At 28.6% G+C, this 22,900-nt stretch carries 19 protein-coding genes; 5 read left to right on the forward strand and 14 right to left on the reverse strand.

Annotated features, from left to right (window positions below):
- Positions 1-35: 35 nt before the first annotated feature.
- From glyA to VBM89_RS01410, 9 genes are all read right to left on the reverse strand, one after another.
- A complete protein-coding gene (gene glyA, locus VBM89_RS01370) occupies positions 36-1,298 on the reverse strand; it encodes a serine hydroxymethyltransferase (protein ID WP_323188533.1) in 1,263 nt (420 codons plus the stop codon).
- A gap of 7 nt (positions 1,299-1,305) precedes the next feature.
- Complete coding sequence (locus VBM89_RS01375; protein WP_323188534.1) at positions 1,306-3,504, reverse strand: phenylalanine--tRNA ligase subunit beta; 2,199 nt, start codon at positions 3,502-3,504, stop codon at positions 1,306-1,308.
- Between the two features lie 3 nt (positions 3,505-3,507).
- On the reverse strand, positions 3,508-4,179 hold the full coding sequence (locus tag VBM89_RS01380) for a uracil-DNA glycosylase (protein WP_323188535.1): 672 nt from the start codon (positions 4,177-4,179) through the stop codon (positions 3,508-3,510).
- Complete coding sequence (gene pheS, locus VBM89_RS01385) at positions 4,169-5,122, reverse strand: phenylalanine--tRNA ligase subunit alpha (protein ID WP_323177504.1); 954 nt, start codon at positions 5,120-5,122, stop codon at positions 4,169-4,171. The genes VBM89_RS01380 and pheS overlap by 11 nt, the downstream gene beginning before the upstream one ends.
- Positions 5,123-6,349 (reverse strand): replication-associated recombination protein A, encoded by a 1,227-nt coding sequence (locus VBM89_RS01390; RefSeq protein WP_323188536.1) that lies wholly within the window; start codon positions 6,347-6,349, stop codon positions 5,123-5,125.
- A gap of 179 nt (positions 6,350-6,528) precedes the next feature.
- Positions 6,529-7,320, reverse strand: a complete 792-nt coding sequence (locus tag VBM89_RS01395; RefSeq protein WP_323188537.1) for a Nif3-like dinuclear metal center hexameric protein — start codon at positions 7,318-7,320, stop codon at positions 6,529-6,531.
- Between the two features lie 37 nt (positions 7,321-7,357).
- Positions 7,358-8,848, reverse strand: coding sequence for an RNA polymerase sigma factor (locus VBM89_RS01400; RefSeq protein WP_257089700.1), 1,491 nt, complete (start codon positions 8,846-8,848; stop codon positions 7,358-7,360).
- Positions 8,849-8,851: 3 nt separating this feature from the next.
- Positions 8,852-10,723, reverse strand: coding sequence for a DNA primase (gene dnaG, locus VBM89_RS01405; protein ID WP_323188538.1), 1,872 nt, complete (start codon positions 10,721-10,723; stop codon positions 8,852-8,854).
- A gap of 31 nt (positions 10,724-10,754) precedes the next feature.
- Positions 10,755-12,125, reverse strand: coding sequence for a glycine--tRNA ligase (locus VBM89_RS01410; protein ID WP_323188539.1), 1,371 nt, complete (start codon positions 12,123-12,125; stop codon positions 10,755-10,757).
- A gap of 359 nt (positions 12,126-12,484) precedes the next feature.
- Between VBM89_RS01410 and VBM89_RS01415 the strand changes: the two genes are divergently transcribed.
- The 5 genes from VBM89_RS01415 (at position 12,485) to VBM89_RS01435 (ending at position 19,494) form a co-directional block, all read left to right on the forward strand.
- Positions 12,485-13,723 carry an MAG3090 family protein gene (locus VBM89_RS01415; protein ID WP_323188540.1) on the forward strand — a complete coding sequence of 413 codons (1,239 nt, stop codon included), beginning with the start codon at positions 12,485-12,487 and terminating at the stop codon, positions 13,721-13,723.
- A gap of 97 nt (positions 13,724-13,820) precedes the next feature.
- Entirely contained in the window at positions 13,821-14,831 is a 1,011-nt protein-coding gene (locus VBM89_RS01420) for a glycosyltransferase (RefSeq protein ID WP_257089694.1), read from the forward strand.
- Positions 14,832-14,996: 165 nt separating this feature from the next.
- Positions 14,997-15,632 (forward strand): RDD family protein, encoded by a 636-nt coding sequence (locus tag VBM89_RS01425; protein WP_323188541.1) that lies wholly within the window; start codon positions 14,997-14,999, stop codon positions 15,630-15,632.
- Positions 15,623-17,830 carry an ATP-dependent helicase gene (locus tag VBM89_RS01430; protein ID WP_323188542.1) on the forward strand — a complete coding sequence of 736 codons (2,208 nt, stop codon included), beginning with the start codon at positions 15,623-15,625 and terminating at the stop codon, positions 17,828-17,830. Before VBM89_RS01425 ends, VBM89_RS01430 begins: the two co-directional genes overlap by 10 nt.
- Positions 17,830-19,494 carry an MHO_4530 family protein gene (locus VBM89_RS01435; protein WP_323176421.1) on the forward strand — a complete coding sequence of 555 codons (1,665 nt, stop codon included), beginning with the start codon at positions 17,830-17,832 and terminating at the stop codon, positions 19,492-19,494. The genes VBM89_RS01430 and VBM89_RS01435 overlap by 1 nt, the downstream gene beginning before the upstream one ends.
- Positions 19,495-19,552: 58 nt before the next feature.
- Here VBM89_RS01435 and VBM89_RS01440 read toward each other — a convergent pair whose 3' ends face one another.
- The 5 genes from VBM89_RS01440 to efp are packed head-to-tail and all read right to left on the reverse strand — an operon-like array spanning position 19,553 to position 22,846.
- On the reverse strand, positions 19,553-20,572 hold the full coding sequence (locus VBM89_RS01440; RefSeq protein WP_323188543.1) for a nicotinate phosphoribosyltransferase: 1,020 nt from the start codon (positions 20,570-20,572) through the stop codon (positions 19,553-19,555).
- Positions 20,573-20,625: 53 nt separating this feature from the next.
- Entirely contained in the window at positions 20,626-21,612 is a 987-nt protein-coding gene (locus VBM89_RS01445) for an MAGa3780 family membrane protein (RefSeq protein WP_323176423.1), read from the reverse strand.
- A 15-nt stretch (positions 21,613-21,627) separates the two neighbouring features.
- Positions 21,628-21,972, reverse strand: coding sequence for a hypothetical protein (locus VBM89_RS01450; RefSeq protein WP_257089683.1), 345 nt, complete (start codon positions 21,970-21,972; stop codon positions 21,628-21,630).
- A gap of 2 nt (positions 21,973-21,974) precedes the next feature.
- Positions 21,975-22,283 carry an MMB_0454 family protein gene (locus VBM89_RS01455; protein ID WP_257089681.1) on the reverse strand — a complete coding sequence of 103 codons (309 nt, stop codon included), beginning with the start codon at positions 22,281-22,283 and terminating at the stop codon, positions 21,975-21,977.
- Positions 22,283-22,846 (reverse strand): elongation factor P, encoded by a 564-nt coding sequence (gene efp, locus VBM89_RS01460; protein ID WP_257089679.1) that lies wholly within the window; start codon positions 22,844-22,846, stop codon positions 22,283-22,285. The genes VBM89_RS01455 and efp overlap by 1 nt, the downstream gene beginning before the upstream one ends.
- Between the last annotated feature and the right edge of the window lie 54 nt (positions 22,847-22,900).

The following is a 22,900-nucleotide window of genomic DNA, read 5'->3' on the forward strand; positions in this document are numbered from 1 at the left end:
TTATAAAAGTAAAAAAAATAAGATGCAATTGCATCTTATAAATATGATTTTTTGATTGGGAATTTTTTAGTTAATTCTAAAACTTCTTGTTTAAGTTCATTTAGTTTATCGATTCCATTTTCTGAACTTAACATTTCATAATTTCTAAGTGTGTAATCAATTATGTCAGCTAATTTATCTCATTCTGTGAAATCTCTACTTGTCATAGCAGCAGTTCCAATTCTAATACCACTTGCTACAAACGGTGAAAGTGTATCGAATGGAATTGTGTTTTTGTTTAATGTAATGTTGATTTTACCTAAGATTTCTTCAGCTTCTTTACCGCTAATGTTGTATGTTGATAAAACATCAATCATAAATAAGTGGTTGTCTGTTCCACCTGAAATAATTTTTGCACCTTTGTTAATGAAGTTATTACATAACTTAGCTGCATTTAATCTAATGTTTTTTGCATATTCTTTAAACATAGGTTGCATAGCTTCATAAAAGCTTACAGCTTTTCCAGCTATAGCGTGGAATAATGGACCACCTTGGTATCCAGGGAATACTCATCTGTCGATTTTTTTAGCAATTTCTTCATCATTAGTCATAATGATCCCACCTCTGCCTCCACGTAATGTTTTATGTGTTGTAGAAGTAATAATATCTGCATAGCCAACTGGCGATGGGTGTTCTCCAGTAGCGACAAGTCCTGCAATGTGAGCTATATCAGCAAGTAATTTTGCACCACATTTATCAGCTATTTCTCTGAATTTAGCAAAGTCAATTGTTCTTGAATAAGCCGAATAACCACAAATAATTAAGTGTGGTTTTTCTTTTAGAGCAAGTTCTAAAATTGCATCATAATCTAAAATTCCATCTTTACCTAAATCATATGAAACTGAATCATAGAAAATTCCACTAAAACTGATTTTGTATCCGTGCGTTAAGTGTCCACCTGAACTAAGTGAAAGTCCCATAATTTTTCCTCCACTAGGTACAACCGATGCAATAGCAGCAGCATTTGCAACTGAACCTGAATAAGGTTGCACGTTAGCAAATTTAACACCAAAAATAGCTTTTAATCTATCAATAGCAGCTTGTTCAACTACGTCAACATTTTCACATCCACCATAATATCTTCTATTTGGGTAACCTTCACCATATTTGTTTGTTAAAATGCTACCTTGAGCTTTAAGTACATCTTCTGAAACATAGTTTTCACTAGCGATTAATTCAATGTGATCTTCTTGTCTTTTTAGTTCATTATTAATTGCATCTTGAACTAATTTATCTTTTAAACTAATATCTGAATACATAGGTCTCCTAGTTGTTAAAGTGTGAATCTATTTTTTCAATTTGCTCACTTGAACCTGTAATTCTAAGTGTTACATTGTGTGAATTTTCTTTTTTGTAATCATCAATTTGGTCAATGCTGAAACAATTTGAAACTGATTTAATTTGATTAATTTTATCTTTGATGTACTCACCGTTTCCAAGTTCAAATGTAAGGTCAAGTGTTTTATATGGTTCAGTATTAACTGATTGGAATTTAGTTGCTGCTTCTTTGTTTCTAATGTTTTTAATCACATCTGTAAATAATTCGGCATAGAATGCATTTGTCTTATCAATTGATGGATGAATTTTACCTAATCAACCTAATTCAACTTGTGCACCTGTGTTTTGGTCAATGTAAACAATTTTTGCAGATGCATTTGGATGAACTAAAGCATTGTCTTTTAAAGGAACAAATTCTAAATCTAATTTTGCAAAATTAATAATATCTTGTTTCATTTCAAAGAATGATTTAGTTGTTGAAGCAAGACCTAAAACTTCATTAGAGTTCCCGATCATTCCTACTTCAAAAATGTTAATTGAGTTTAATTTACGTTTTTGATTGTATTCAACAACTTCTTGCAATGAAACAATAATTGAATTACGTACGTATTCTCTTTCTTTAGAAACGAATGTTAATAAAGGCCTAACAGTTTCTTTTAAGTCTAAAACTTTAAAGTTTGCTTTTTCTTTAGAAACAAGTGTAAATGTTCTAACTTCTGAATAACCCATCCCACTAATAATATTTTTTGTTCTATCTTTTGATTGTGTAATTAATGGAACGTTTTTAACAACTTCTTCTTTAAAGTTGCTGTATGAATAGAATCTGAATAATTCTTCCATAACATCTTCAAATAAGTTAACATCATATCTATAGTTAGGGACTTTAACAATGTCTGCTTCAAAGATAAATCCTAATTTACTTAATTGATCTTTAGCTTTGTTAAATTCAACTAATTGATTGTCTGATTTATTTGAGTAAACTTTTAATTTTTCATTATCAATTTTTATTTCTTTGTAGCTATCAAATTCAAATTCACCAATTGTATTTGAGACTTGTAAATCATTGCAGTATGATCTGATGAATTTAACTGCTAAACTTGCTAATTCGGGTGTAATTGTTCTTGCACCTTGTGCAGCTGAGTTTGAAATTAATTTAAGTTCTTTAGATGAATGTCTAACATCTGTAGACTTAAACACTCCAACTTCAAATAAATAATCATTTGTTTGTTCTGTAGCTTTCGTGTCTTCTAGACCCATAGCGCAAGCAACTGAAACAGGTTTATTGTTAGCAAAAATTGTTAAAACATTATTTAATTCAACTTCTTTATTTCCTAAAATAACTAATTTTCCTGAATAATAATCTGCACTTAAATTGTTTTCTAATTTTGTAGCATCATAAACGTGAGCAGGAACACCATAGTTAATTAATGTTAAGTTTGTTAAATTAACTGCTCAGTCAAATTTTGTATCAATACCGTGTTTTGCAAGTAACATTTTTTCATATAAAGTTATTTCTTTTTTACCTTTAACTTCTGTAAATGATAAATGTTGTGCTTTGTTTTTATTAACTGTAAATTGTGTTGTAAATGAACTTGGTGTTTCTTTTAATACGCTTATAAAGTCAGTATCAAAATATGAAGCTAATTCTCTAGCTAAAACATAATATGAGTTCGCATCATTTCTGTTTGCCGTTACTGAAATTTCAATAAGTGTATCATTAAGACCTAAAAGTTCCATTGCATCATCTTCAAGTGTAGCAAAATCGTTTGGTAAAACTAAAATTGAGTCAGTATATGATAAAAGTGAATTATCATATTCAATTTCAGATCACGCACCGAACATTCCTTGTGATAAAACACCTTTAATTTCTTTGTCTGCTAAAACAAAATCGCCTTTTGATGCACCTGTTGGGAAGCAAATTGTAAGGTCACCTGGTTTTAAAATTCTATTATTTGTTTGAATTGTGTATTCACCTTGTTTTGTTAAAACTTTAACTACATCTAATTTGTCTGAATTAGGGTTAACCGAAACTTCTAAAACTTTTGCAAATACTAAACCTTTAACGTCAGAGAAAGGTGAAACCGATTCAACTTCTAAACCTAAGTTGTTTAATGCTTTTTCTACTTCTTTTGCATCTAACTTAATATTTGGTAAATATTTATTTAAATGTTTTAAAGATAAAATCATAAATTACTTTCCTCCTTTAGTTAAATCTCATTCGATTGGTTTTACATTGTTTTGTTTAAGTTTTTTATTAATAGTTTTAAATAAGTGTGAATCTGCAAAACCTTTATTGTAACTATATGGACTTGGGTGTGCAAGTTCAACTAAGTTCTTAGGATTAATAGCTATATCTTTAATGAATTGTTGTGCTTTTTTACCTAACGCAACTACAATGACATTAGGGTTTTGCGCAACTACTTCCTCAACTACTTTGTGTGTGAAAGTTTCTCATCCTATTCTGAAGTGCGAAGCAGGCTTGCTTTGAGCAACTGTTAAAACTGTATTTAATAATAAAACACCTTGTTTAGCTCAAGAAACAAGTGAAGTTGTTTCTAATTTTGTTTTAGGATAATCTTTTTTAAGTTCCTTAAGCATATTATTTAGTGATGGAGCAAATTTGTCATCGTATGTTGAAAATGCTAATCCATCAGCTAAACCTAATGTGTGGTATGGATCTTGACCTAAGATAATAACTTTAGTTTCATTAACTTGGAAGAATTCAAATGGTTTAAATAAATCCATTTGGTGTGGAAAAACTTTAACTCCATTTGTTTCTTCTTCTTTTAATTTATCTAAAATTTTTGTAAAGTATGGTTTTTGACCTTCTGACTGTAATATTTTTAAAAAACTATCTTTCATTTTTAAATTGCTCCATTATTCTTAAATCATTTCTGTATAAATCTCTTATATCTGTAAAACCATATTTAATCATTGTGATACGTTCAATTCCAATACCAGCTGCAAAACCGTTAAATGACGAATCAAAACCAGCCATTTCTAACACACTTGGATGAAGCATACCAGCACCTAAAATTTCAATTCATCTATTTTTGTAAAATACATCAACTTCAACACTTGGTTCAGTGAATGGGAAGTAACTTGGTCTTAATCTGATTTCAACATTTTCTTCTAAAACATATGAAAGTAAATCTTTAAGAGTTCAAATTAAGTTAGAGAATGAAACTTTTCCAACTGTAACAAAGTCAATTTGAGTAAATTGGTGTGAGTGAGTTGCATCATCTTCATCATTTCTGTAAACTTTACCAATAGCAAAAGTTGAAAATTCCTTATTAGGATTTTCTTCAAGAACTTTTGCAGTAATACCTGTATTATGTGTTCTTAATAAAGTTTGTTCTGTAATGTAAAGTGAGTCATGCATTCCTCTAGCTGGGTGATCATCTGGAATATTTAAACGTTTAAAGTTATATTCATCAGATACAATTTCACCATCTTTACGTTCATAGTATCCGTGTTGGAAAAATCAATCTCTTAATCTTTCTTCTACAAGTGTGATTGGGTGTAATGCTCCAGGTTTTAAAACAGGAATTGTTACGTCAATAAATTCTGAATTAATTTTCTTTTCAATTTCAAGTTTTTGAATTCTTTCTTCAGCTAACTTAAAGAAATCTTCATATTCTTTTTTAAGAACTGTAATTTTTTGTCCAATTTCTTTCTTTTGTTCAACTGGGGCTGTTTTTAATTCTTGTTGAAGTTTGTAAATTTCTCCTTCATTTGAAAATACACTTGCTTTTGCTACTTTAAGATCTTCTAATGAATTAATGTTTTCTAATTTTAAATTCATCTAATCCTCCTTAATTGCTTCCTTGATTTTTTGTCAATATTTTTTGTATTTTTGTTCGTTTTCATTTAATCCAGCAAAATAAAATTCTGCTTTAGATAATTCTTTTGGTAAATATTGCTGATTAACATAATTGTTTCAGTAGTTATGTGGATATTTGTAATCAATTCCATCACCTAATTTAGCCGCTGATGCATAATGTGAATCTCTTAAATGTTTTGGTATTTGATAAATTTGTCCTGAATCTAAGATTTGCTCTGTGTTTTCGATTGCAATGTATGTTGAGTTACTTTTTGGTGCTAGTGCAATATCAATAATTGCAAAAGCAATTGGTAATTTTCCTTCGGGCATTCCAAGTCGCTCAAAAGCTTCAATTGCATTGAGCACTCTTAAGTTTACATTCGGTGAAGCGTGACCAATATCTTCATATGATGCACAAATCATTCTCCTGAATAATCCATCAACATCTCCACTTTTTAAAATTAACATCCCATAATACAGTGCAGCATTTACATCTGAACCTCTAAGAGATTTGTGAAATGCAGATAAATTGTTGTAATGTGCGCTTGAATTTAAGTCACTGTAGAAGTTAATATTCGGAATAACTTGTTTCAGTTGCTCTTTGGTAATTTCTACACCTGGATCTGAACATAAAATTAGCATATGTAAATTGTTAATACTTAATCTTAAGTCTCCTGAAGAAAATCTAGCTAAGTTTTTTAGAACATCCATACTAATTAAATAGTTAGGAAAACTTTCCTTAACAATTTGATTAAGTTTCTCTGCGATTTCATCTTCTGAAATCTTAAAAAACTGCACAATTTGCATTCTACTTCTTAGAGCAGGTACAACTTTAAAGTAAGGGTTTTCTGTTGTAGTTGCATAAACAATAATCTTGTCAAATTCTAGATAAGATAACAAAATGTCTTGCTTATCTTTATTTAATCTATGTATTTCATCGATGATGATTACATCATTATTTTTCAAAATATTAATTAATTTATCTTTATTATCAACTGATGCGTTAAACAAATCATACTTAAGACCTAATTGGTTAGCCAAAATCATTGCACTTGTTGTCTTACCGGTTCCTGATTCACCAAAGAAAATAAAACTTGTTGTTATTTTGTTTGCAATAACTTTTTCAAGTAATTTAACAACGTGCTTTTGTCCGACAATGTCTTCTAATTTAGTTGGTCTAATTAAATTTGCTAGATTTTTATTGTTCATAACACCCTTTTAGTTAATTAATAAAATAAATTTTATTAATTATACATTTTTATTTTTTTAAAGATTGCACTTTGTTGTTTAGTTTATAGTAATAAAAGTTTAAAGTAGCAAAACTTTTAAAGCTTGCACACTATTATAAAAATAAAAATAACTGCTTTGTAGCAGTTAAATTTAGTCAATTACATATTGTGATATGGTACATTAGTTTTAACAAAAATGAATTTATGATTTGGAAGTATTTCTTGAAGTTGTTCATACATATCAAGCGCAAATACTTCTTCATCTAAGTGTGGAACTTCTAAAATGTTTGTGTTTGTTTGGTCAAATACGATTCAGTCACTTCATCTAAAGTCACTTGAAATGATTAAGTCACATTTTGTAGCTAAATCATTAATTTGTCCAATGTATCCACTTCCACTTAAGATTGCAACTGTTTTGAATTTTTTATCGTAGTTTTCAGGTGCAACATTAGTTCTAAATGAGTGCAATCCTAATCTTTTTTCTAATAATTCTTTAATTTGGTTTAATGATAAATTAGCATCAACAACTGATGAGAATTTTTGTGTTAATTCTTCATTTTGTTTTGCTTCTATACCCATATATCTTGCAATTTGGTATGAAGTACCTTTTGGATCGCAGTCGTAATTTGTGTGCATTGAGAATGCTGTAATTTGGTGTTTTCTAAGTAAATTTAAGATTTCTCTTTTGTATGGTGCTTTGTAATCTTCATCAATTCATCTTCTTTCGAATTTGAATGGGTGGTGTGTTAAGATAACGTTGCAATCATTGTCAATTGCTTCTTGAAGCACTTCTTTTGTAAGGTCGATTGCTAAAACTGCACCTTTGAATTTTTTAGCTTGAACTGTTTTAACTGAGTACCCTGATGGATCTCAAATTTCTTTGTTTTCTAATGGGTACATTTTGTTTAATAATTCAATAAAATCTTTAATTTTTAAACTTTTTTCTCTCATAATATCTATTTTTCCTAATTTTGCTTAATTGTTGTTTTTAGTTTCTAATAAAGTCTTTTAAGTTTTTACCATGTTTTGGATCTGATTTAAGTTTACGTAAGATTTTGTTTTCAATTTGTCTTACACGTTCTTTAGAAACTCCTCCACGGTCTAGTGCTAATTCTTCTAATGAGTGCACTCTGTATTTGTTTCCGTTTTCATCAACACCGATACCAAAACGTTTACAAATAAGTTTTTTATCTTCTGGATCAAGGTTGTTAACCATATCTAATAAGATTTCTTCTAATTCTTCTTGTGAAGCATAATCAACCGGCGAAACAATGTTGTCATCTTTAACAAAGTCACTGAATGATGAATCGTTTTCTTTACCGACTTGTTTATCTAATGAAATAGGGTCGATATTAATTTTTCTAATGTATCTAACTTTAGCAGCATCATATCCATTTTGGTATCTTTCTGCAATTTCCTCATCAGATGGTTCTCTTCCTAATTCTTGTTGTAATTCACGTTCAATTTTTGAAATTTTGTTAATTGTTTCAACCATATGAACAGGCACACGGATTGTTCTAGCTTGGTCAGCTACAGCTCTTGTGATAGCTTGTCTAATTCATCAAGTAGCATATGTTGAGAATTTAAATCCTTTGTTAACGTCATATTTTTGAACGGCTTTTAAGATACCTGAGTTACCTTCAGAAATTAAGTCAATAAATGTAAGCCCTCTGTTTTTGTATTTTTTAGCATTGTTAATAACTAAACGTAAGTTTCTTTGGATAAGTTTATCTCTTGCTCTTTTTCCTCTGAAACCACCTTTTTCCATTAATTTAGCTAAGTGTTTTTCTTCTTCTAAAGTTAATAATTCTCCATATTTACCGATTCAACGCATATATCATTTAACAATGTCATTTGTTTCAGTAAGTTTGTTTGATAAGTTATATTTAATTTTTGTATCGTCAGCTAATTCTATTGGTTCATCGTAAGTTTCAAAAACTAAATCCATATCATCAAAACCTGAATCAATTCCTGCATCATCAAAGAATTCATCGCTTAATCTATGAACTTCAGTTTCTTTTTCTTCGTCTTCCTCTTCTTCTTCATCAGCTTCTATTTCTTCATCTGGAATTGTGTAGTAATCTTCGTTTTCGTCATCTTCATAATACTCATCATCATCCATATCATCAGAATCAAAGCCGCCGTCAAAGTCAGGTTCCTGATCATCAAGGTCAGTTAATTTTTCAAAATCATAGTCATCTAGACTTTTTTCTTTTGTTTTCTTAGATTTTTTTGATTTTGCAGGCGCTACATCTTCAAAATCAGCTTCTGTATAGTCATCATTGTCACCAAAGTCAACATCATCAATAATAATATTGTTATCTTTTAATTCTGACATAAAATCATCAATAGTGTCTTCATCAATAGATAAACCTTTTGAGCTTAAGATATCAAAGACTTCTTCTTGAGTTAAGTAATCTTTGTGGTGCTTTTTAAGCTCTCTCTTCATATAATTAATAATCTCTTCAAATTTATACATAAATTATCTTCCTCTCTTCTTATCAGGTTTATTTGAGTTAAGTTTTTTCAAGTTATTTATTGTGTCAACAAGATATGGTGGCAATGCATCTCCCTTAGGTAAATCTGCAATTGTTTGTTGTATAAATGGTTCTTGTTCTACTATATATGAATTAAACGAAAGCATACTTGTCTCTGTAAAGAAAGTTGTTTCTTCATATAACTCGTGTAAATAATTTTCAATGATTTCTGAATTAACTTCAGCTTCAGTCATTCCACAATTTTTAAGTAAATATTGCTTGAATATGTCTAAATAATTTTCATTTAAATATTGTTTGGTGTTTTTCATGACTTCTTTGTATAGTTTGCCAATTTGAGTTGGGTAGCTAAAAACAGCACTAATATGTTCTGTTTGTTTTAGGATATCCAAAATATGAGAGTTCATCATAGCTTGAGTTAAGATTTTCAATCTATTTTGAATACCTAAAGTAGTGAGCTTGCTGTAAAAATCTTTTTCATCAAACCTAACATTGTTAAGTGCTTCAACGAACCCATCATATGGATCAATAGGTGCATATGGGTCATTTGCAACAAATTCATCATACTTGACTTGTTCTTGGATTTGTCTTTTAGGAACAATTTTTAGTTCGTAATTAAATTCTCTTTGTAATTGTGATTTTAAATATTGTTGTTCTTTTTCACTAAATAAATCAAGGTATTTATTAAGTTCAATGATAAACAAGTTAAAGTGATTAAAGTCATAACTATCACTGCTGATTTGATGTTTGATTTTTAAACGATTGTAAAGAAAGTCGATAGCAGATATTTGTGAATTGTTAATCAAGTCAACTAAAGTTTGTGCACCATATTCATTTAAAATTTCGTCAGGGTCTTTTGAATAAGTGTTATTAATAATAGAAACATCAAAATTGTGTTCTAATAATCTACTTAAACTTCTAAACGTTGCTTCAATTCCTGCTTTATCATTATCAAGGAACATTAAAACTTTTGTGTTTTTGATAAGCGCCAAATGTTCTTTAGTAAGTGCAGTCCCCATAATTGCAACTACGTTTTCAATTCCTGCTTTATAACAAGCAATAACATCCATATAACCTTCAACAATTACAACTTGTTTTTTAGTTCTAATTGAATCTTTAGCATTATGGTAGTTATATAAAATTCTCGATTTGTTAAATGCAACAGTTTCTGGAGAGTTAATGTATTTAGGCGAATTAGGATCATTGTTATTTAGTTTTCTTCCACTAAATCCAACAATGTGTCCGTGTTCATTAGCAATACCAAAAGTTACTCTATCCCAGAATAACTCGTGCATATCTGCATTAACTAATCCTGCTTGTTGCATTTGATGTGTTGAATAATTTAAATTAGTTAAATAATTAACCAAAACATTTTTAGGTGCATAACCAATGTTGAATTTTTCTCTAATTTGATTGTCAATTTTACGTTTAGCTAAATATTCTTTAGCAGCTTGATTGGTTAAATATTGAACTTTGTAAAATGAGTTTACAATGTCTAAAACATCAGTTATTTCAATTACTTCTTGAGAATAATTTGTTGTTTCAGTTTGCTTATATTGTTCAAAATCAAGTTCAATATTTGATCTTTTAGCTAAATATTCTAATGTGTCTACATAAGAAATACTTTTGTATCTTTTCACAAACTCAATTACGTCACCAGCAGTTTCACAAACAAAGCATTTGAAAATTTGCTTAGCTTGAACAACACTTAAACTAGGTTTAGTATCTTGGTGAAAAGGACATAGTCCTACATAACTATTTCCCTTTTTATGTAATTGAATAAATTCAGAAATAACATCAACAATATCATTTGCATGCTTAATTTGATTTGTTATTTCAGAAGTTAATCTTGCTGACATTATTTCCTCCTTTGAATTAATTTAGTTATTTTTATTTTTGAATAAATGAAATTACTTGGTCAATTGATACTCTGACTTGTTCCATAGTATCTCTGTTTCTTAAAGTAACTGCATTATCGTCTAATGTGTCATAGTCAATTGTTAAACATCAAGGTGTTCCAATTGCGTCTTGACGACGATATCTTTTTCCAATTGAACCTGCTTCATCATAAGTTACTGAAATTCCAGCAGCAACTAAATTGTTGAAAATTTCTTTTGATTTTTCATTTAACTTTTTAACAAGTGGCATAACAGCAACTTTGTAAGGTGCAATTTCGTAAGGGAAACGTAAAACAATTCTTGAATCATTATTTTCTAATTCTTCTACATCATAAGCACTTGTAATTACAGCTAACATTAAACGATCTAATCCGATGCTTGGTTCAATTACATATGGAATAACTTTTGTATTAGTTTCAGGATCTAAGTAATCAAGTGATTCTCCTGTTGCATTCATATGTGACTTAAGATCGTAATCTGTTCTGTTAGCAACCCCAAGTAATTCACCTCAACCAAAAGCAAAATTAAATTCAATATCACTTGTTCCTGCTGAATAGTGAGCTAACTCTTCTGGATCGTGAGCTCTAACTCTGATTAAGTCTTTTGAAATTCCTAATTGTTGCACAAAGTTATAAGCTTTGTTTACATAGTAGTCAAATCATTGTTGTGCTTCTTCAGGTTTTGTGAAGAATTCAAGCTCCATTTGTTCAAATTCCCTTGTTCTGAAAATGAAGTTTCCTGGTGTAACTTCATTTCTAAAGCTTTTTCCAACTTGTGCTACACCAAATGGCAATTTAGCTCTCATTGTTCTTTGAACGTTTTTGAAGTTAATAAAAATACCTTGTGCTGTTTCAGGTCTTAAGTAAACTTTTGATTTAGCACCCTCAACAACTCCTTGAGAAGTTTCGAACATTAAGTTAAATTTCTTAATGTCTGATCAATCTGTTTTATCTCCTTCATATTCTTTGATGTGCTCTCTTACAAAAACAACCATTTCTTCAAAGCTCATTTTTTCAGGAATTAAATCAGGATTTACTTCTTGAATTAATTTGTCTGCTCTATATCTTTTTCCATTAACTTTGTTTTCGATTAAAGGGTCAGAGAAGTTAGAAACGTGACCACTTGTCACTCAAACTTGTGGGTTCATTAAAATTTTTGAGTCAATTAAGTAGTTGTTAGTTTCTTTGATAACAAATTCACGTTTTCAAGCTTGCTCAATGTTATCTTTTAAAAGTGAGCCAAGCGGTCCATAATCTCAAGTATTTGACAATCCTCCATAAATTTCACTTCCTTGAAAAACAAATCCAGAGTTCTTCAAGTGATTAACAATATCATTCATTTTATTTTCTCTATTATTTAGCATAATTGTAATTTTATCACTAAACGCTTAATAAAAAATTTATTTTTTATTATCATAATTTGATGAAAACAAAAGAAAAAAGCAAAAATTTTTGAATTTTGTTACACATTTGATTTTTACACTTTGCTATTAATTTCAAAATATGTTTATCCCTTACACACTATGGAAAACATCAAAAAAATAGCTATTTTTTCTTAATTTTTGTGAAAAAAAAGCAAAAAATACCGTTTTTCCCTAAATTGTAGGGATAGAAGTAGACAAATATATCATCATTATTTATAAAAAGCATTTATAATTAAGAGGAACGAAAGTTTATTTTATATAACGTTATACAAAATTACTTATTTAAACAAAGGAGATATATGAAACGTTTACAATGTTTATATAGACCTAACAAGGATAAAAACTACCCTTGAGCTCTTAAACACCCAAAAGTTGAAAGTCCTTTAGCTCTATTCAAAACTCGTAAAGACGCTATGACCTGATTCTTATCATTAGGTTACGAGTGTGCAACTTGATTCCAAACAGATAAAAAAATCTGAGGGGGAATCGTTATCGAATTCAATGATAAAGATTCAAAAGGAAATATCGTTCCTGAATTCGAACTTAACGTTGATAAATTCGACGGTGGTTTAGATTACGAAGAAACAATAGAAGAATTAGCTATTGATCCAAAATCAATGAAACGTGATGACAAAACAGCTAAAAGAAACTTCAAAGAAGTAGTTGATTTCAAAATCATTAAAGATCACGAAACATACTTCCCAGCTGATGATGATTACGTTTACGAAAGAAAAAAATCTGCTAAAGACTTAGAAATTGAAAAATTACAAAACGAATTAAGCAAAAAAGAACAATTAGAAAAAGAAGTTAACGAACTTCAAGAAAAATTAGCTAACTCAGTTACAAAAGAAGTTTTAGTTGAAAAATTTGTAGAAAAAGATGTTGAAGTTTTACCAGTGTGTGAAGATAAAATTACAGAATATGCATACATTAGAGACTTAATGATTTCTGAACAAATCAAAGTATTAGCAATCTACGCTAGAAAACTTCGTTTAACAGCCGCTTCATTACCAGAAACATTAACATCAATAGAAGACATCAAACGTATTGAAACAAACTTTGAAAATGTTTTAAAAGCTGCTAAAGCTCTTAAAAAAGATGTTAAAGGAAATGAAGAATACAAAGAATTATTAGCTGCTATTGTTGCTACTATTTCTAAAGCAATGCAAGAATTTGCTGACAAAGTTAAAGGAAGCGAAGAAATCGAATTTAATGCTGAAACTGAAGTTTACTCAGTATGTGAATTAGTTGGAAACATTACTTTAGCACAAAAAACTTCATACGTATTATTCAACAACTTACACGTTGGATTTGTTAAAAAAGACAGCTACGACTACTCAATCTTCTTAGGTGAAGAAGCTCAAAGACAACACTTCTTAGTATTTGAATCTGTATTATCAGATGGTGTTGTTTCAGGTGAAGGTCAAGTTGTTACAACACGTTCAAGAGCTAGTCTTTTAGCAATTTTCTTAATTGTTTTAGGATACTCAATCTTAATCGTGTTAACAATCTTATTAGGATTAGGATACATCATTTAGTTTTAATCCAATGCGCAAGGCTTAAACGCCTTGTTTTTTTATTCTCTGAATGTGTTAAAATTTATATAAATATAAATTTGAAACAAGAAGGTGTAAGATGAGACTATCATTAATTTCATTAAAAAATAACTCAGTTGAAAAAGTAAGAGAATACTTAGAAAGATTAAAAGATCAAAGTGCACAGAACTTTGAAGTTATTCTTTGTTTAACTGAAAACTCAAAAGCAATTTTCAAAGTTGCTAAAGATTACTACCAATTTTTCGGTAACAGACTTATTATGATTTTCAACACAAAAAGCACTTCATATCAACACAATTTAATTAGTGCATTTAGAGTTGCAAAAGGTGAATTTATTACTGTTTTAAATTCAGATTCAACATTTAGAGATAGTTATGTTGAGAACATTTTAGAGCAAGCACAACGTTGAAATGTTGATGTTTTAGAATTCAAACCAAAACTAATTGGCTCAGTTAGATTCAAACCAAAAGAAAGAGCTGAAATGAGCCAAATGTTTGATTTAACTAAAAATTCATTACCATTAGCGTATAGTTTCCCTTTCATCTTCAATAAAGTTTTCAAGAAATCATTAATTAAAAAATTCATTAAATATAGACCTCAAATTTCAAACGATTCAATTATGTGTATTGAAGTTACATACAGTCTTTTAATGAATGCTAAAAAATATAAATACCTTGACTATAAGGTTAAAAGAGATTTTATTTCATCAGATATTTGATTGAACACACAAAATTATGTTAAATCATTTGACATAATTAAACAAATAGCAAAAAATCAGAATTTAAAGATTAATGAAGAATTAGAATATGCAAAATACTACTTCTTAAAATTACTTCTTTCAGGTTTTTTAAAAGCAAACTACTTCTTCTATAAATTATTCAATGTTCAAGATGATGAAGTTAGCGAAAAACGTAGTTCATTCCTAAATGATAAACACGCTGAAACAATTAAGAAAATCGAAGACACAGCAGATTTTCAAACGTTTTTAACAACCAACTATTATGTTTTACTTGATAATGATGAAACTAAATTGCTAAAAACTAAATTTTCTAAATTAAAGGCAGATAAATTATTAAAAGGACTTGAATAATTAACTTTCCATATGAGCTTTCTCATATGGTTTTTTAATGCAAAAAGTCAAAAATACACCATAAAATTACTAAAAATTTTATTTATCAATAGATGTGCTAAAATTTATATATATTAAAAATATATATAAAGGAGAATTTACAATTCAAATTGTAATCAAGTACAAATGTATAAAAATGCATCTTTTTTCAAGAGGTTTTTTTCAAATGTCTTCGACAATTTTTTGTTTATAGCATTTTCTGCAGTTATCTTCTTGATAATGCTAGATCACGCTAATCAAACATTAATTCACAGAATTGTTTCTGTTGTCTTAGTTTGCTTTTGAATGAATGTTTATTTCTTGATTTTACCTTTATTACTAAAAGGCAAAACACTTGGAATGAAACTATTTAAACTCAAGCTCATAGATACAAATTCAAAGCAGTTTAGTTATAAACTCATTTTCAAAAGAAACATAATAGGAATATTTATGTTGCAAGTTATCTTCTTACTCACAATTATTCCAATGTGCCTTCAAAAAGAAATGACAATCAAGGAATTTGAAAAAACAAATGAATTTAAATCATCCAGTGCATTTATATCTGCACTAATGACTGCATGATTAGCAATTCAAACAATAGGTTACACAATGTTAATTTTTTACAAGAAAAAACTAACATTACTTGACTTAATGTTTAATACAAGGATTGTTGAAGATAAGCAAATACAACAAGTGCTTGAAGAAGAAATTGTGCTTTTACCTTTCTATAATAAAGGACGTAAATATCGTTACGTTAATAAGGAGGAGAATTTATGGGATTAATTAAACCTGATTTATTAAGTGACTTAAACGAACAGCAACGTGAAGCTGTTGAATATTTTGACTCACCTTTAAGAATTATCGCAGGCGCTGGTTCAGGTAAAACTAGAGTTCTTACAAGAAAAATAGCTTACTTAATTAATGACTTAGGTGTAAGCTACAAAAACATTTTAGCTTTAACATTTACAAATAAAGCTGCAAATGAAATGAAAGAACGTGTTTTACAATATTGTTCAAAATCAGTTGATAGCGATCAACTTAAAATCTCAACATTCCACTCATTTTGTGCAAAATTATTAAGAAGAAAAAGTAAATTAATTGGATTTAGAGAAAACTTTATTATCGTAGATGACCCTGACAAAATCCAAATACTTCAAGGTATTTATGAAAAAAGAGGAATCACATCTCACGATATTAGTTATAAAACAATGATTGAGTACATTTCTTGAGCTAAAAACTTCCAAATTCAATCAGGACCTGAATTAGCAAAAATGCTAAACAAGTCACCTCAACACATCCTTGCAGTTGTATATCAAGATTACTTAAACGAATTAACTTCAAAAGGTGCTGTTGACTTTGATGACTTAATCATCTTTACAAAACTTTTATTCGATACACATCCTGAAGTAGTTGAAGAACTTAAGAAATTATTTGAATATATGCTTGTTGATGAGTTTCAAGATACATCAAAACTTCAATATGAAGTTATTAAACAAATCATTGGTCCAAATACACACTTTACAATTGTTGGAGACCCTGACCAAACAATCTACAACTGACGTGGTGCTGATGTTAACTTAATCTTAGACTTTGATAAAGATTTTGAAAACGTTAAAACAATCGTGCTTGATACAAATTACAGATCAAGTAAGAAAATCTTAGACGCAGCTAACAATCTTATTATTCATAACTCAAACCGTGTTCATAAAAATTTAATTACAGAAAACGAAGAAGGTTTAGAAATTGAGTACTACCACGGATTCAATTCAGAAGCTGAAGCTAGATGAGTAGTTCAAAAAATTAATGAACTTAAAAAACAAAAACAACAATTAAAATCAATTGCAATCTTATATCGTGCAAACTACTTATCAAGACCAATTGAAGATGCACTTATTGCAGAAAACATTAACTACAAAATCTTTAATGGAATTAAATTCTTCCAACGTGCTGAAGTTAAAGATGCACTTGCATTCTTGAAAGTTTTAGCAAACCCTAATGATGATATTTCATTTGAACGTGTTATTAATGTTCCTAATAGAGGAATTGGTCATGCTACTCTTAAAAAACTTAAAGACCACGCAGAAAACATTCACGATAGTTTATTCAACATAATGATTAAAGATATTAAAATTCTACCTATCTCAAAAGAATTAATTGTTAAATCAGTCTTCCCATTCTTATCAACTATTCGTAAATACCAAAAAGCTTTATTAACAAATAAAATAAGCTTAACTTTGAATAAATTCCTTGAAGAAATCAAATACTATGAACACATCGAAATGAATAAAAACCTTAGAGGGTCAGCTATTGATAACGTTAAGGAATTAATTAACTCAATTCAAAACTGAGAAAGCAACAATCCAGATAAGTCTGCTATTGACTACTTAAATGAAGTTGGACTAACATCAATTGAAGATGAATATGATAACCTTTCTAACTACGTTTCACTTATGACAATTCACTCTGCTAAAGGATTAGAATTTGATAACGTTTTTGTTATCGGTATGTCTGAAGGAGTTTTTCCTAACAAGCGTGCTTTAGATAGAGAAAAAAATAAAAAACAATCATCATCTCCATTAATTGATAAATATAACGATACATTAGAAGATGAAAGACGTTTAGCTTATGTTGCAGTAACCAGAGCAAAACAACGCTTATTCCTAAGTGACTCACGTGGAAAACTTATTTCATCTGATATTGATAAGAAACCTTCAAGATTTATTGGAGAAATGGGAGTTGATATTTCAGACTTTATTATCAACTACCACGGAAGAAAATTTGATGATCCTACATTCTCACCTGATGATGAAACGCCTACAAACAATAACATTGTAGTTGGAGACATTATTTCTCACGTTATGTTCGGAGAAGGTGAAGTTGTTGAAGTTAAAGGAACAGAAATTGTTATTGACTTCATTAAAGATAGAAAAATAAGAACCCTTAATAAAAATCACCCTTCAATCAAAGTAATCACAAGATAATGAATTTAACAGCTATTATTGTAATTTCAATAATCTCATTAATATTACTCTTTGTATTATTAATGGGATTTTGATTAATTATTTACTTATATTACATAAGATCAACAGCTGGAATAATTTTGTTTGAAATTGATTCAGTTAATAAAAAAGTTCTTAGATTTTCAAAAAGAAATCAAGCATTATCAACTTTATTTGATGCTAAAAAATTAGGTTTCAGAACATTTAATTTCATTACATTACAAACCTTTTTTAGCTTCCTTGATGAAGGAAGTAGAAAAAAACTAAATGAATTCTTTGACTTAGTCAGTGATTCAGTTAAAACTTCTTTTGAAATTAAACTGAATCCAGAATTTAACACATCAAACCTTACGTTATTTGAAAAAATAGCTTACTTGCTTGATAAATCAAATAAAAGACTTAATTCATCATATATTCTTAAAATCAAACCTATTGAAAATAAAAAATTCATTTGTACTATTAAGTGAGAAAAAAATCGACTTAAATACAAATTTAATCATCATAATTCAGAGCAATCATTAAAAGAATTCGAACAAAAAAACTTCAAAAGCAACAAACATTCTGTTTTAGCTTTTGCATTTAAACCTTACTTTATAAACAAAGAATTTGACAGCATCCAAATTAAATCAATTTTTGATAACTTAAACATTTCAATATCAAAAACACCTTTCTATATTATTGATGGAATTCTGTTTATTGTTAAGAATAAATTATCAAAATTCGGACACAAAAAATATCTTAAAATGATTAATGAAATTAATGATAATAGGATGATTAATAAATTCTTCTTATGTGCTTCATTAATTAACGAAAATAAACTAAATAATAAAGCTGATAGACTTAAATTAATCAATAAAGTCAAATTCTCATTATTTAATTTAACGATTAATCCTAAAACAAAATCAACATATTCAAATATTCCTGCAACAATTTCTCAAGATCCTAAATTCACAGAATTTGTTAAGAGATTAAATGAATATGTGCAATGAAACAATACTTTAAGTTCTAAAAATGCAACAATTAAGAGTACAAATATCTTTGTTTATGAAACTAAAAAAGCTTCAAACATTGTAATTAACTCATTGCAAAAAATAACTAAAGACGACCAAGACAAATATTGAACTGACTTCTTTCGAAAAATCCCACATTTAAATTACTTATATGAGAAAAAATGATACGACTTCATCACACAAAATACTGAAAAACTTGATGAAACTGGTAATGTTAAAAATATGCAGAGATTGATAAAAATATCTCAAGAGACATTTTTACAATCTAACTTCATTCTTGAAGAAAAGAAACCAATTTGCCTTATTTATGCATACAATAATACATTTGACACATATCATTTAAGACAAAAAATCAGTAACAACTACAAGAAAAAAATACCTACAGCTTTATACATTGACACTATTGATAAATCTCTTATCAATATCATCAACGATACAAAACTGCAAGCTATTGTAATTGGAGAAAAGATTTCAAAACAATTAAACAATACAAAGGTATTTTTAAACTGTTTTAATATTGTGAACTTAGCTACTAATAATAACATTAAGACTATTTATGAAGGTGCACCTGATTATTTAGACCCACTTACAATTAAAAAGGCTAATGTTAAAATTTCATATAAGAATGAAAATTAAAATATCCTGATCAGGGATATTTTTTTGTATAAAAAAATCAGCTTTAAAAGCTGATAAATTATTTATCTGACTTGTAGACTATTAAATTAGGATTTTCTCTGTACCCTCTTCCTTCTTTAGCTTCAGGATTACCATTTAAAATAGTTGCGTCAGCTGAGAAAGAATTGTTAAGCTTGAAAATGCTTTGACCAACTCCATAATAGTCTACAGGGACATTTAATGATTCAAATAATTCTATTTTCTCTGCATTAAATCCAGATGAAACAACTATTTTATAGTTAGTTGCTCCAGCTTTATCTAATGCTTCACGTAATCTCTTAATTTGTTCTGGATTAACTCCATATTGCTTTTCTTCATCGTTATCAAACATATGGTCAATCATATTCTTTGAAGTGTCAATTCTAACACCTCAAACAAGATTCCCGAGTTCATTTCAAACTTTAAGAGATTCACTAATAATATTATTATGATAATCTACAAGAGCTATAAGTTTATTTTTAGGGAAAAGTTTATGATAAGCCTTAGTTGCAGCGACTGTGTCACCTGCAAAACCTTGAATTAATACATGAGGCATACTTCCAAAAACATTTTCATCATTAACTTCGTTTTGATCTTTTTGAGCTAATGTAGAAACAGCTTTAATTCCACCGACTCTGACTGCATAACCATCCATTTCTTGATTAATGTAGTGGTCTGCTCTGTCTCCCATAAAGATAACTTGTTTATCTTTTGCAGCTTGCACACAGTGGTAAGCGTTTGTAGCAATTGATGTATTTCTAGCTAAAATACCATCGACCATACCTTCTCAAATACCAAAATCTTGATAGTGTCCTTCTAATTGTAAAACAATATCTAAATTATTAATTTTTGAACCTTCAGGTAAGTATTTAATTGTGTATTTTGATGTGTCTGTTTGTTCTTCTAAAAGAGCAAGAACTTCATTAATTCCACATAAAATTGAGTTGTCTTTTCTTTGAAAAAATTGCATAACAATCTTGTTTTTAGGTTTAAAAGTTTCTAAGATTTGTTTAGTTTTTTCAAAGTAAGATGCAATATAGGCTTTTTTATCTTTGCGCATTTTTACCACCTGTATAATAAAAACAAAACTATAGCAAATAGTTTGTTGTTAAATTATTTTTGCTTATTAAGTTTTTGTTCTTTTCTTATTTGTTTTACTTTTTGTTTCTTAGCTTTGTATTCTTCTCTTTGTTTGTTTAATTGTAATTTTTTAAGTCTAATTGCTTCACGTACTTTTGGTGAAATAAAGTAAATTTTAGGAAGCGCTTTTTGACCTGGTTTTAGGATTCTGAGTACTTTTCTTAAAAAGAATCCTAAAGCAGGTGCTGAAAACATAGCAAAGAGTAAAAGCATAATATCTAATACTACAATAACTAATGTTGAATTACCTTTGTAGTTAAATGGATGTAAATATGAAACAACTGAATAAATAGCAACACCACGTTCTAATTCAGTTCCTCCAAATTGCATAAATTTATACCCAAATGCATAAATTGCAAATGTGAAAAATAAGTAAGCAATTGGATAAATCATAAAACTTCAAATTGACGCATTTGAAATTCTGATACGTTTTCTTTCTCATCCAACAAGAGTTAAAAGTCCCAAGAATGGAGCGGCGCCGTGCATAATTGATGTTTTAACTCATTCAAAAGTTTGTGAGTCACTCATTAGTGTTGGATCGGTTGCTACACCACCTCAATAAACTGCGACTACAATAATAATGTAGACCATTGAAGCAAAGTAAAATCTTTGTGCCTTTTTAGATGTTCTATAAAAAGGATATAAGAACATTGTTACACCCATAAGCACATTAGACATAAATGTAAATCAGTAAGTTGATCCACCTCAGAAAAGTAAGGTTGCATTAGGGTAAATTAATTTTTGAAGTTTAGCACTATCAACATTAGATTCATCTAATGTTCCTTTAACTTCTAAGAATGCTTTTTCAACTGCAATACTTCTGAAGTGTCATTCAAGTAAGGTTACAACTAAATAAGTAAGAATTAAAGTTAAACCTATTGAAAATGTAATTCAATCTTTTCAATCAAATAAATTAAATTTTGCCTTTAAAACTCTAAAAGACTTTTTCAATCCAATCACGACACCTCCTTAAAGTTAAATTATTTTAAATGCAGCTAGTAGAATAATACCTATAATAACTAGAACAAAACTAATTCCACCAAGAATAAATCATTTTGAATATTTATTCATTAAATATTTTTTCTTTAGTCTATTGAACACAAATCTATTTTCAGGTAAATATTGATCTGGAATTTTGTCTGTTTCTAATTCTTTCAGTAATTTGTTTAATTGTAAAAAATATTCAACAGTGTATTTGTTTTTTTTCTCATATGACTTGACGTTTTGTTTTTTATTTAATTCAGCACGAACTTCGTTAATAAAAACTCTTCTGTATATTGCATAAGAGTTTTTATCCAAATCTTTATAAGTTCTTCTCATTATTAATAAAAATCTAATAACACTACTTGAACGTTTTTAGGTTTCTTATCAATTAAAGATTTCACACCATTTTCAATTTGTGTGATTAATTCTTTAATTGTTGAATATGGTTCTTTATTTTTCTGGTTTTTAATTTTAATATCTACATAAATTTCAACGTTTGAATGTTTATCGTCAAAACTTAATCTAATTGAGTTTGAAGCTTTAATATTTTTGTATGAACTAAGCGCAATGTTTACAACATCTAAAATTGCACTTTCTTGAACTATGTAATTTTGATTTGAATTGTAAGATACATTAATTCAATTCATTATTTATTTGCTTTTCCAACGTATTTTCCAGTTTCTGTTGAAACAGAAATAACGTCATTTTCTTTAATGAACATAGGTGTTTCTAATTCAAAACCAGTTTCCACAGTTACTTTTTTCTGAGGGTTTGTTGTTGTGTTACCTTTAACTGCATCAGGTGCTTCTGTAACTAATAAATCAACGTGAGCAGGTAATTCGATATCTAAAACTTCTGATTCAAATTTTCTAATTTGAACTTCTGAACCTTCTTTTAAGAAGTTTAATTCTCATTCAACTACTGTAACAGGAATTTCAACTTGTTCATATGTTTCATTGTCCATTAAGATAATGTTTTCTCCATCTGAGTATAAGAAGTTCATTTTTCTTTTATCTATGTGAGCAGGTTTAACTTTGTCTCCACCTGTGTATGATTTTATAGTTGTTGAACCTGTTCTTAAATTTTTAACTTTAGCTTTAACGTTTGCTTGTCCACGTCCTTGTTTTGAGTGTTGAGCATCTAAAACTACAAAAATTTCACCTTCATCTTGGAAAGTAATACCTGGTTTAAATTCATTAACATTAATCATAAAATTCTCCTTAGTAAATTATTTGTTTAATTATATTAAATAATTAAAAAATTG

Source organism: Mycoplasma sp. 1199, from assembly GCF_034863365.1.
In the GTDB taxonomy this organism is placed as follows: Bacteria; Bacillota_I; Bacilli_A; order Mycoplasmatales; family Metamycoplasmataceae; genus Mycoplasmopsis.